General features: G+C 45.3%; 7 protein-coding genes. 3 read left to right on the forward strand and 4 right to left on the reverse strand.

The annotated features are described in order from the left end of the window. Positions 1–345: 345 nt before the first annotated feature. Together NB463_RS01655 and NB463_RS01660 are read right to left on the reverse strand one after the other, a co-directional pair. Positions 346–1,974, reverse strand: a complete 1,629-nt coding sequence (locus NB463_RS01655; RefSeq protein ID WP_005394881.1) for a methyl-accepting chemotaxis protein — start codon at positions 1,972–1,974, stop codon at positions 346–348. 294 nt (positions 1,975–2,268) lie between these two features. Continuing rightward, positions 2,269–4,629, reverse strand: coding sequence for a Lon protease family protein (locus NB463_RS01660; RefSeq protein ID WP_005394880.1), 2,361 nt, complete (start codon positions 4,627–4,629; stop codon positions 2,269–2,271). Positions 4,630–4,816: 187 nt separating this feature from the next. Between NB463_RS01660 and NB463_RS01665 the strand changes: the two genes are divergently transcribed. Together NB463_RS01665 and NB463_RS01670 are read left to right on the forward strand one after the other, a co-directional pair. After that, complete coding sequence (locus tag NB463_RS01665) at positions 4,817–5,314, forward strand: hypothetical protein (RefSeq protein ID WP_054866850.1); 498 nt, start codon at positions 4,817–4,819, stop codon at positions 5,312–5,314. Between the two features lie 85 nt (positions 5,315–5,399). Further along, positions 5,400–7,031 carry an ABC transporter ATP-binding protein gene (locus NB463_RS01670; RefSeq protein ID WP_256899178.1) on the forward strand — a complete coding sequence of 544 codons (1,632 nt, stop codon included), beginning with the start codon at positions 5,400–5,402 and terminating at the stop codon, positions 7,029–7,031. A gap of 241 nt (positions 7,032–7,272) precedes the next feature. Here the strand turns inward: NB463_RS01670 and NB463_RS01675 are convergent, their stop codons facing one another. After that, the gene (locus NB463_RS01675; protein ID WP_258430794.1) at positions 7,273–9,306 is read right to left on the reverse strand and encodes a prolyl oligopeptidase family serine peptidase; all 2,034 of its coding nucleotides are present in this window, start codon (positions 9,304–9,306) and stop codon (positions 7,273–7,275) included. A gap of 120 nt (positions 9,307–9,426) precedes the next feature. Further along, on the reverse strand, positions 9,427–10,326 hold the full coding sequence (locus tag NB463_RS01680) for a LysR family transcriptional regulator (protein WP_258430795.1): 900 nt from the start codon (positions 10,324–10,326) through the stop codon (positions 9,427–9,429). Positions 10,327–10,488: 162 nt separating this feature from the next. Between NB463_RS01680 and NB463_RS01685 the strand changes: the two genes are divergently transcribed. Further along, positions 10,489–12,180 (forward strand): L-lactate permease, encoded by a 1,692-nt coding sequence (locus tag NB463_RS01685; RefSeq protein ID WP_258430796.1) that lies wholly within the window; start codon positions 10,489–10,491, stop codon positions 12,178–12,180. The last annotated feature ends 237 nt before the right edge of the window (positions 12,181–12,417 follow it).

Here is a 12,417-nt window from a genome sequence, read left to right on the forward strand (position 1 = left end):
CTTTTCTGTACCAACGAGAAAACTGGCGGCATAGTAGCAGCTGTTATTTTTCACGCAACGCGTTGAATAAACAGCACTTATAGAAGAAAACACCAAGTAAAATGACGATATGAATACCTCTCAACCATCAAGTTATCGGTTGAGGTAAAAAAATCGTTCGCGTCAAAAAAAAATTGACGCAAAAAATGTAAAAACAATCTCATTATATGTGATTTTGCTCGCAAAATATTTTCACTAAATGACTGTTTTAGATAGACTTCCTGATTTTAAATCAGTTTCTCACAAACAAAAAAATCCCCAAGCAATAGCTCAGGGATTTATACATTTTGTTAGGCGAATAGCGAATTAAAGCTTAAAGAAGCTCAATTGCTCTTTCTGCTTCTCTGCAAGTAATGAAAGCTCAGTACTCGCGCTTGCGCTTTGACTAATACCCGCCACATTCTGGTTAACGAGTTCAGACATGTTAACCACGTTGCGGTTGATGTCTTGAGTGACTTGAGACTGCTCTTCGGCTGCGGTTGCCACTTGCGTGTTTGAATCGTTAATGTTGGCTACCGACTCGGTAATACCAACCAATGCCTCATTCGCTTGTTGCGTCAGTTCGTTGTTACGACTGAGCATATCAAGGCTGACTTGCATGCTGTCATTCGCAAGCCCAGACTGCGCTTGAAGTTCTTCAATAATCGTTTGGATCTCTTGAGTCGAGTCTTGAGTGCGTGCCGCGAGCATACGTACTTCATCCGCAACAACCGCAAAACCACGACCAGACTCACCAGCACGCGCAGCTTCAATCGCAGCGTTCAATGCGAGTAAGTTGGTCTGCTCAGAGACACCGCGAATCACTTCAATAACGTCGTTGATCTGAACCGACTGCTCTTTTAAACGCAGTACCACTTGCGCTGCATCGTTCAATGCCTGAGACATCTGTGCGCTTGCTTCTGCGCTCTCTTGGAAGATAGCCAGACCTGATTGCGCAAGACCATCAGCTTCGCGAGCTGTCGAATCCGCAGACGTTGCGTTGTCGCTCACGTTGTTTGCCGTGCTGGCAAGTTCATTAACAGCCGATGCAACTTGTTCGATCTCAGCGAGCTCTAGCTGAGCATTCGCTTCTGCTTGCGTCATTACTGCGGCAAGCTCAGTCGATGCCGAGGCAACCTCTTCACTGATGCGAGTAAGCTGGTCGACCGTGTTATAAAGCTGTTCTGCTGTTTGGTTAACATCTTTGCTCAGCTTCGCAATTTCGTTATCACCGTCTACATCTGCGCGAACTGACAAGTTGCCCATTGCTAACTGACGCATCACTTCTTGAAGTTTTTGAATAGGCGTAACAATCATGCCTGATAAGATCCACGCACCCACCAATGAGAACGCAAATACCGCAAGAACTGTCAGCATAGCGTTGTTTTGTACACGCTCATTCTGTTGATGGCTTCTTATGGTTGACTGCTCTGCTTGATCATTCACATGCTTCGACAGAGTATTGATTTGTTGAACCATTTCTCGGCCAACATTACGGTACTCTTTAATGAATGCACGGTACTCACTGTCCGATTTCAAGCCTTGATCGTACTGGTTAAAGAAAGCCACTGAGCGCTCTGAATATCGAACATAGGCTTCGATCGCTTGGCGAACTTTAATCGCATCTTCACGAAACAGATTGCGAGCTTCAATCGCACTTAAATCAGCTTCAACCTGCTTTAAGCCTTCTTTCAATTCATTAAGAAAATTTTCACGACGGGAAGCGTCGTAGATAGCGTAAACCGCTGTAATACGAAGTGGATAAATTTCATCGTCAATACGCGCCAAAGTGTCTTTATGGAAAACCAAAGACTCTTGGTTGGAAGCAATAACATCTTGCTCAGCTTGAAGATTGTTTTTAGTAATCCACAAAGCAATAAACAAAACAATCGCGGTAAATAATACCGGAACCAAAATTTGCGTTCGTACTGACAAATTTTTCAGTGATAACTGCATGACTGGACCTCAGTTGTATGCGTGATGCCTATATCCAAACGAACTCAAGCAACTCTTAATACTGAAGCTGCATTTCGGTTATTTGAATATCTATGCTTCCTTGCGACGGGAAAGTTCCCAGACGAATAAACAAGTGGCGAATATTAGAGGTCGATCACACTTTTGTCTAGTACAAAAAGTCCCCATTTTCAATCTGTTATTGACAATATCCCGACAGTAGTGTCGGGATATTGTCGTTATGATAAATTGTGATCACTTATGATGAGATACATTCACATTTAGGACGGTTTTAGGCTATTTTCTCAACGAATTGAGCTTAGCTTGAGCAAGGCCAAAAATCGTATCTATTGGATAAGAACCTTCATCGGTTGGCTCACCGGCGACTTTCCCCGTGAACAGCTCGATGGCTTCAGTGACATGATCAATCGCCCAAATATTAAACTCACCTTTTTCTACTGCTTTCACGATGTCGGAACGGAGCATCAAGTTATGAACATTAGATTGCGGGATAATGACCCCCTGCCCTTCATGACGACCTTTAATCACACACACATCGTAAAAGCCTTCAATTTTTTCGTTCACACCACCAATCGGCTGAGCTTCACCAAACTGATTCATTGAGCCTGTAATCGCAATGTCTTGTCGGTTTGGTTGCTTTGAAAAAGCAGACACCACAGCACATAGCTCTGCCATGCTGGCACTATCACCGTCGACACCACCATAAGATTGCTCAAACGTAATCGTTGTGGTTAATGGTACTCGCGCCGTTTTACCAAACACGGAAGACAAGTAGGCCGATAGAATCATCACGCCTTTAGAGTGAATACTGCCGCCCAAATCCACACTGCGTTCGATATCGATAACATCCCCATCGCCGTAACACGTCGTCGCGGTGATGCGATTCGGCGCGCCAAACATGTAGTCGCTGGTGCTTAATACCGAGAGGGCATTCACTTGACCGATAGCCTTCCCTTCAGTGCGAATCAAGGTTGTACCGTTGACAAACGTTTCCATCACATTGTCGCGTAATCGGCTCACTCGCATTTCTTGGTTCTTGAGCGCCTCTTCCACATGACCGATACGGATCATGTTGGAGTTGGCTTGACGAGCAACGTAGTTTGACTCACGTAATAAATTCGCAATATTGGCAGAGTGGAGTGATAGCTTGGTTTGATCACCAGACAAGCGTGAACTGTATTCGATAATCCGTCCCATGGACTTTCTATCACAGTGCAGCATATTGTTATCGTTCACGACGCTAGAAATAAAGCGCGCATAGTGCAGTTCCGACTCTGGCGTTCGCTTCATCTCATCTTCAAAATCCGCTGTCACTCGGAACAACTCACTGAACTCTGGATCGTAATGCTGCAGCAATTGATAAGTTCGGTAGTCACCAAACAGAATGATTTTAATATCGAGCGGGATAGGCTCGGGATCGAGTGATACCGCCCCTGTCAATGTCACTTCTTTTTCTAGGGAGGTAAAGCTCAATTGACGAGCACGCAGTGCGCGCTTCAAACCATCCCAAACGTAAGGCTGTTCAAGCACTTTCTGTGCATCCATTAACAGAACGCCGCCATTCGCCTTATGCAAACTCCCCGCACGAATCAGCGAAAAGTCGGTAAACACGGTTCCCTTGAAAGTGGCAGTCTCAATCGAACCGAAGAGCGAATGGTAATTGGGGTTTTCTTCAACAACGATAGGAAAGTCACTGCTGTTGCGGCTTACCAAGACGTTCACTTTATAACGACGTGGCAATTTTTTATCCAACGACGCCGTTGCAATTTCGCCTTGCTCACCACTTTGATCAAGGAAGATATCTGCGTTTTCAACAATATCTTTTTGCAGCTCAGTTAAGTACGTTTTGATTTCAGAATATTCCGCGTAATCCACTTTGAGTTTTTTGATGAAGTGAGTAATCACATCGAGCGTCACTTCATCATTAAGCTTTTTGATTTTATCGCTGTACGTCTCTTCCCACTCCGTGAGCTCACGGACCATCGAGCGTAATCGCACTTCGAGTTCATCAATAGCATCGCTGAACTGCTCTTGCTCTTTCTTACTTAGTGCATCAAAAGACTCTTCCGTATGAAGCTCGTCACCATTCATGGCGACAAACTGATAATCGCCTTGTGTGGTAAGCGTCAAGCTAATGCCTTTCTCTTTTGCCTCTCGGCTAATGCGGTCCAGCTCGTTTTGTTGTTTCGCTGCCAATTGATTTTTTAATCGCTCAGCGCGGCTAAAGTACATTTCATTGTCGAACGCTAGGGGTAAAGCATTCAGTAGTTTGCCCATTAAGGCTTCAATATCAACACGTAACTTATTCCCGATACCACAAGGCAGCTTCAATACCTTGGGTGTGCGGGTATCTTCAAAGTTCGCAACGTAACACCAATCAAACAAGGCTGCTGCATCGTGCTGGTGACGATTCAGATAGCGCAGGATCATGGTGCGTTTACCTAGCCCATTCTGACCAATGGCGTAGATGTTATACCCTTTCTCTTTGATGGACATCGCAAACTCGACCGCTTTTTGCGCGCGCTCTTGGCCCACAATCTCATCAATTGGAGGTAACTCCTTGGTCGACTTACATGGCATATTCTCTAGATCTGCTACAGAATATAGCTGCTTAGCTTCCAATCTTAGTATTGCCATATCCACTTCCTTTTTTCTTATTTTCGTCATTTGAGTGTAGAGATTATTTGCTTAATTTTAAGTGATTTACCTTCCACCCTAGTTTGATTGGACATTTTATGAGCACAAAAGTGATATCAATACTCACTTGCAATTGATAATCAATTTCATTTAATATCAAAACAAATCAACTCTTGTGGAGATGGACATGAATATTGAGCAATGCTGGATGCGCTACTTGAAAGCAGAGCAATTGATGGAACAAGGCCACTGGCCCGAGGCACATCGTTTATACGACGATGTACTCAGCAATCTACCGAACCACATTCATTCGGCGCTCGAAAATGCTCAAACCAAACCTTGTCAGTTTGTCTGTCTCATCACCGGGCTTAGAGATGCGTGCGTCGCACAATCGGAGATTCTCAACAAACTCGGATTACAGCGCGATGCTTTTTCAACACTCAATCAAACGTACGCACTATTCCAATTCTTGCAATTAGAGAATCATGAACTTATTGAGCGTGTGGGTCATTTACTTGGTCAACAAAGTGAAGACTTGTTAGCTCATATGGCGGCATTTTGCTCTGCTCAACGCAATGCTCAATGGATGATTGAGCTAGACCATGTAACGCGCGCACATGAGCAGTTTTTGCATTTGCAAGCGATGAGTTCGGCAAAGTCTTCGCCTTCTCACCTTTATAATTAATCTAAAGCCCAAGCATTTAGGCCAGCTAGGTTTGTGCTGTCCATTGCTTGAGTATCATTTGCTTTACCAACCACAAGGATCTGTGATGTCTTCTAAAACCATTCTTTCGGTGAATAACCTATCGGTCAGCTTTACGACAAACGATGGGATCGTCGATGCAGTAAAGAATGTTAGCTTCGATTTAAAAGCAGGCGAGACGCTTTCCATCGTTGGCGAGTCTGGGTCTGGCAAGTCAGTATCAACCAATGCACTGATGAAACTATTGCCAGACAACGCTATTTTGCATACGAACTCATCCATCATGTTTGAGGGTAGCTCCATCTTGGATAAAACGGAGCGTGAAATGCAAAGCGTTCGCGGTGATCGTATCGGTATGATTTTTCAGGAGCCGATGACCTCACTGAACCCATACATGCGGGTGGGGATCCAAGTTGCTGAGGCCATCATGTGCCACCGTCCAGTGGATAGACGGAAAGCCAAAGCGAGAGTGTTAGAGCTGTTTGAACTGGTTCACATGCCAGAGCCAGAGAAAGCGTACAGCAAATATCCGCACGAGTTTTCTGGCGGTCAGTTGCAACGCATCATGATTGCAATGGCATTGATTAACGAACCCGATATTTTAATTGCCGACGAACCAACCACCGCGTTAGATGTCACGGTTCAAGCAGAAGTGCTGCACCTGATTAAAGAAATTCAGGCTCAGATGGGCATGGCAATCCTATTTATTACTCATGATTTAGGCGTCGTAAAACACTTTGCCGACCGTGTCATTGTGATGTGTAAAGGGGAAGTCGTCGAAGAAGGCGAAACGCAAACACTCTTCAAAGACCCAAAGCACGAATACACACGTATGCTGATCAACTCTATTCCAAAAGGCAGTAAGGACCCTATTAGCGAGAGTGCTACACAACTATTAAAAGCTGACGATATACGAGTCAAATTCTTGATAAAGTCGCATTTTATTGCCAGTAAAAATGAGTACTTCGAAGCCGTAAAAGGCATTTCTCTTGAGCTCAAACAAGGGGAAACACTCGGGATTGTTGGGGAATCCGGTTCAGGCAAGTCTACCCTCGGCCGCGCACTGATAGGCCTCCTGCCATCCACAGGTAAAATAGAATATAAAGGCCAAGATATGGCTTTGCTAACAAACAAAGAACGTTTTGAGCTGAAAAAAGACGTTCAGATGGTGTTCCAAGACCCTTATGGTTCGCTTTCTCCTCGTATGACTATCGGTGAGATCATCACAGAAGGATTAACTGTCCACCAGCCAATGTTGAGTAAAAAAGAACGTATGCAGAAAGCACGCGACGTGCTTCGAGAGGTTCGCTTAGATCCCGCGTCCATCAACCGTTATCCGCACGAGTTTTCGGGAGGCCAGCGTCAGCGTATTGCTATCGCGCGAGCACTGATCCTTGAACCTTCGTTTATTTTGCTTGATGAGCCGACCTCTGCATTGGACCGCTCGGTTCAACTGACTGTGATTGATCTCCTGAAAGATTTACAGAAAAAGCATAACATTGGCTACTTGTTTATTAGCCACGATCTATCAGTCGTCAAAGCTCTTTCTGACCGTGTTCTTGTCATGCAAAAAGGCGAGGTCATGGAGCAAGGTACAGCCGAAAATATTTTCCAAAACCCTAAAAATGACTACACGAAAAAGCTGATAGATGCCTCATTTGATCTTGAAAACAGTGAAAATCAGCACAGTGCGGCTTAGGTTCATCACAGTTTCATATTCATAAACTAGGATTAAGAAAAGGTGATGATTTCATCTTGTCTTAAGAATGGCGTAGCTGCCTTTCGGTTTGGCCGCCGAGACTGGTTGGTTCAAGAGTCAGACTTAGTCAACCTGGCTCACATACTGGCAAACAGTATGAATTGAGTTCCCCCAACCATGAAAAATGCCGCGACAGTGTCGCGGCATTTTTTATTCTCAGAAGCTTCGAGCAACTAAGGCATTAAATCGACTCAATACCCATATTGTATAACGTAAATGCATACACGTCTGTGGTGAGGTCAATTTGCTTACTCAGCGGCATCCCTGCACCATGACCAGCATTGACATCAATGCGTATCAATACTGGATTAGCACCTTGCTGCTTGTCTTGCAGCTCCGCAATAAACTTGTACGAATGTGCTGGAACCACACGATCGTCGTGATCGGCGGTTGTCACCAATGTCGCAGGATACTGCACGCCTTCTTTTACATTGTGAACAGGAGAGTAGCCAAGCAAGTATTGGAACATCGCTTCGCTTTGCTCAGACGTGCCATAGTCATACTTCCAGCCTTCTCCAGACGTAAACGTGTGGTAACGCAGCATATCAAGCACACCTACGGCTGGCAGCGCCACCTTAAATAACTCAGGACGTTGCGTCATACACGCACCAACCAACAAGCCGCCATTTGAACCACCACGAATCGCTAGACGCTCGGAGCTAGTGTAGTCGTTTTCAATCAGGTATTCCGCCGCCGCAATAAAGTCATCAAATACGTTTTGCTTTTGCTGCTGAGTGCCTGCGTTGTGCCAAGCTTTACCGTATTCACCGCCGCCTCGCATGTTGGCTACAGCGTAAATACCACCCAATTCTAGCCAGTTGGCCACATTGCCAGAAAACATCGGAGTGAGGCTGATGTTAAAACCGCCGTAACCATACAGCATGGTTGGCGCACTGCCATCAAGCGCGATGCCCTTCTTGTATGAGATGATCATCGGAACTTGCGTGCCATCTTTTGAGGTGTAGAACACCTGTTTTGACTCATACTCATTACGATCGAACGGCGCTTTTGATTCTTGAAACAGCGTCGATTCACCAGACTCAACATCAAATGAGAAGATCGTCGGTGGTGTCACATAGTTAGTGAATGTGTAGTAAAGCGTGGTTTCTTCTAACTTGCCAGCTAGACCATAAGCCGTGCCCTCTCCCGGCAATTCAACATCTCGAATCCATTCACCTTGGTAGTTAAACTGTTGCACTTTAGAAAGTACATCCACCATATAAGTCGCAAACAGATAACCGCCACCTTTGCTGATTTCTAACGGCTGTTCTTGTTCAGCAATCACATCCATCCATTGCGCTGTTCGGGTGTTGTAGCTGACAACTTTGCCATTCGGCGCATCTAGGTTGGTGTAAAGCAGCAAGGTTTCGTCTTGACTATCAATCAAGTAGGTGTCGCCTTGCGTCGTATCGCGCAGTGTCACAATCGCTTGGGACTCAGACTGTAAATCGATATAAAACAGACGATTACCCGATGTGGATTCTGCGCCAGAAATAATGAGGAAGCGATCGTCTGTCGTCGTGGTACCAGACACATAACGATGAACCTGCGTATCCAACTCACCGAAAATCACTTTATCTTCAGACTGAGGTGTACCAAGTTCATGATAATAAAGCTTGTGATGTTCAGTTCGCGCAGATAACTCACTGCCTTGCGGCTTATCATAGCTTGAGTAATAGAAGCCTTTGCTGCCCAGCCAAGAAATCGACGTAAACTTCGCATCCACAATCTCAGGCTCTAACTGTTCTTTGGTTTCCGCATCAATAACAAAGATCTTGCGCCAGTCACTGCCCCCTTCCGAGATGGAATACGCGACCAAACGATAATCTTTCGAGAAGCTGACTTCGCCAAGAGAGGTCGTGCCCTCTTCAGAGAACGTATTTGGGTCAAGGAAGACTTCGGCTTCTCCCTCGCCTTTACGGCGATACAATACGCTTTGGTTTTGCAAACCGTCGTTTTTGTAGAAATAGGTGTAGTCACCACGTACAAATGGCTGGGAATATTTTTCGTAGTTTTGGCTGTTCGCGACCAAGTCACGGATTTGTTGGCGGTACGGGACCTGACCAAGAAAATCGAAGGTCACTGAGTTTTGACCCGAAACCCATTGTGCGGTTTCTTCGCTGCGATCATTTTCTAACCAGCGATAAGGGTCGGCAATGTCGTGACCAAAGTAAGTGTCCACGACAGAATCTTTACGTGTTTTTGGGTAATGCATAACGTCCGTGTTACTCCGTTGTTTTTATTAAGTTGTTTATCTTCAATCGTTTTATTGCGGTGATTACCTTAGAGCACCCAATTTTGATTTCAACGACATTGTTTTAAATCTATGAAGAACCTAGAAATAATGAGATATCGTTAAGTATCGGTCACGAATGTGCTCAATAAGCAGCTTCACTTTATTCGGTGGTTGACGAGTAAACGGGTACACCGCGTAGATACCCAGCTTTTTACCCACTAGTTCAGGAAAAATATCGACCAGTTGGCCATTGCGAATATCGTGATACACCAAGCATCGCGGGACGTAAGCTATACCATGGCCGCCCAGAGCGGCTTTACGTAATGCGGTCGCGTTATCAGTAGAAAAGCAGCCCGATACTTTGACGATGTAATTTCCGTCTCCGCCTTTAAACTCCCAATCTGTTGCACCTGTGGTTTGGTAAGCGTATTGCAGACAATTGTGTGTAGTGAGATCAATCGGCTCGATCGGTTTCCCATTTTTCGCAATATAAGAAGGTGACGCGCATACCACCCATTGGGAATCGAGAATATGTCGTGCGATCAAACTGGAGTCGGCTAGGTAGCCAGTTCGAATGACTAAATCGTAACCATCAGCCACTAAATCGACAAAGCGATTATCCAATGACATGTCCACGGTCAGGCCCGGATGAAGGTTACAAAATTCGGCAACAGCATCAGCAAGTATCAAATCTCCAGAGATACACGGCACGGACATTTTTATGTGACCGCTCACATTCTCTCCAAAGCCTGCAACAGCGTCCATAGCCTCCTGAGTGGCCTGCTTCACATTTTTAGCACTGTGGAGTAACACCTTACCTGCTTCGGTTAAGGTCAATTTACGCGTTGTTCGATATAATAGCTGCGCCCCTATCTCTTCCTCCAACCTTGCCATTCTTTTGCTAACTACCGAATTTGTAAGGTTATTTGCCTCTGCAACCTTACTAAAACTACCCAGTTCGATTACTTGAGAAAATAGGATTAAGTCGTCTGCTCTCATACGATTATGTCACTTTTGGAATTAATTATTTTCATTATTTCCCTATATCAACAAAAAATAAAGGAGTAAATTCACGCCAAATTAACAAAACCATTACAACAAAAAGTCACCTCTACAGCGGATTGACACCGTTCGAGAAGTCAGCGTACGAAGGATGTACAAATGAGTGAAACCCTACTTGCCCTAGTGGCATTTTCGCCAATTGTTGTTGCCGCCATCTTATTGGTTGGTCTCAACTGGCCTGCTAAAAAAGCCATGCCTGTTGCGTTCGGTTTGACCGTCGCTATTGCCCTAATGTTTTGGGATATGTCAGCCAATCGCGTACTGGCTTCTGTATTCCAAGGGCTAGGCATTACTGTCTCTGTTCTATGGATCGTGTTTGGTGCCATCTTCTTGCTCAACACTTTAAAACACACTGGAGCGATCACCACTATCCGTAATGGATTTACCGATATTTCAGCTGACCGCCGTGTGCAAGCCATCATCATTGCTTGGTGTTTTGGCTCATTCATTGAAGGCGCATCAGGGTTCGGTACCCCGGCAGCAATTGCAGCGCCACTACTGGTTGCAATCGGCTTCCCTGCGCTAGCCGCTGTCCTAATGGGCATGATGATTCAGTCAACGCCTGTTTCATTCGGTGCGGTGGGTACACCAATCATCGTGGGTGTAAACAAAGGTTTAGACACGCATAACATCAGTGAGTCTTTGGCTGCACAAGGCGCAACATGGGAAATGTACCTGCAAGATATCACCGCGCATGTTGCTGTGATTCACGCTGTTGTAGGTACGATGATCCCTGTATTAATGGCGATGATGTTAACACGTTTCTTCGGCAAGAACAGAAGCTGGAGTGAAGGTCTGAATATTCTACCATTTGCTTTATTCGCAGGCGTCTCTTTCACTGTGCCATACGCGTTAACTGGTGTGTTCTTGGGTGCAGAATTCCCTTCACTTATCGGTGGTTTGGTTGGTCTTTCTATTGTTGTTACCGCAGCGAAAAAAGGCTTCTTAGTACCAAAGACTAAGTGGGATTTCGAAAGCGAAGACAAATGGCCTGCTGAATGGCTGGGCTCGCTAAAAGTCGATCTAAACGACAATCCTGGCAAGCCAATGAGCATCGTAAAAGCTTGGGTACCATATGTAATGCTGGCGGTAATTCTCGTCGCAAGCCGCGTAAGCCCAGAACTGAAAGGCTTTGTACAAAGCGTAAGTTTGTCGTTCAGCAACATTCTTGGTGAGACTGGCGTTAGCGCCGCTATTCAGCCTTTGTACCTTCCTGGTGGCATTCTGGTGTTTGTCGCACTACTTGCTGCAATGTTACAAAGCGGTAGCGTAAAGCCATTGCGTGAAGCATTTGGCGAGTCAAGCAAAACACTGATTGGCGCGGGGTTTGTCTTGGTATTTACCATCCCGATGGTTCGTATCTTCATCAACTCTGGTATTAACGGCGCTGACCTAGCAAGTATGCCGGTCACAACAGCGAACTTTGCCTCTGACCTTGTCGGCTCTGCGTTCCCAGCACTGAGTGCCACCGTTGGTGCGCTGGGTGCTTTCATCGCTGGCTCAAATACGGTTTCAAACATGATGTTCAGCCAGTTCCAATTCGAAGTGGCACAAACACTGTCTATTTCGAGTGTGGTTGTTGTATCGCTTCAAGCCGTTGGCGCTGCCGCAGGTAACATGATTGCGATTCACAACGTTGTTGCCGCATCAGCCACCGTAGGCTTACTTGGCCGTGAAGGCGCAACATTGCGTAAGACGATTATCCCTACGTTCTACTACATTGTAATGACGGGCATTATTGGTTTGGTGTTGATTTACGGCCTCCAAATGACGGATGTCTTGATGAAGTAACGCGAAACGCAGGGTTTGTAGCTCTGCCTAATTTGACACAGCTGTCAGCACTACTACCCCGACATGTTGATTTAGCTTGCTACATCAATCCCCCCGGCAGCTGTGTCATCCTTTCCAATTTGTATAACTGATTGAGTGATTTAACAAAATTTTTCAATCAATTATGTAAATGAGTTACCAACATCACCAGTTCAAAAGTAAGTGAACCATAGGTAACTATACTCATTTTGATGCCTT

The organism is Vibrio sp. RM-41-2B (assembly GCF_024744415.1).
Classification (GTDB): domain Bacteria; phylum Pseudomonadota; class Gammaproteobacteria; order Enterobacterales; family Vibrionaceae; genus Vibrio; species Vibrio diabolicus.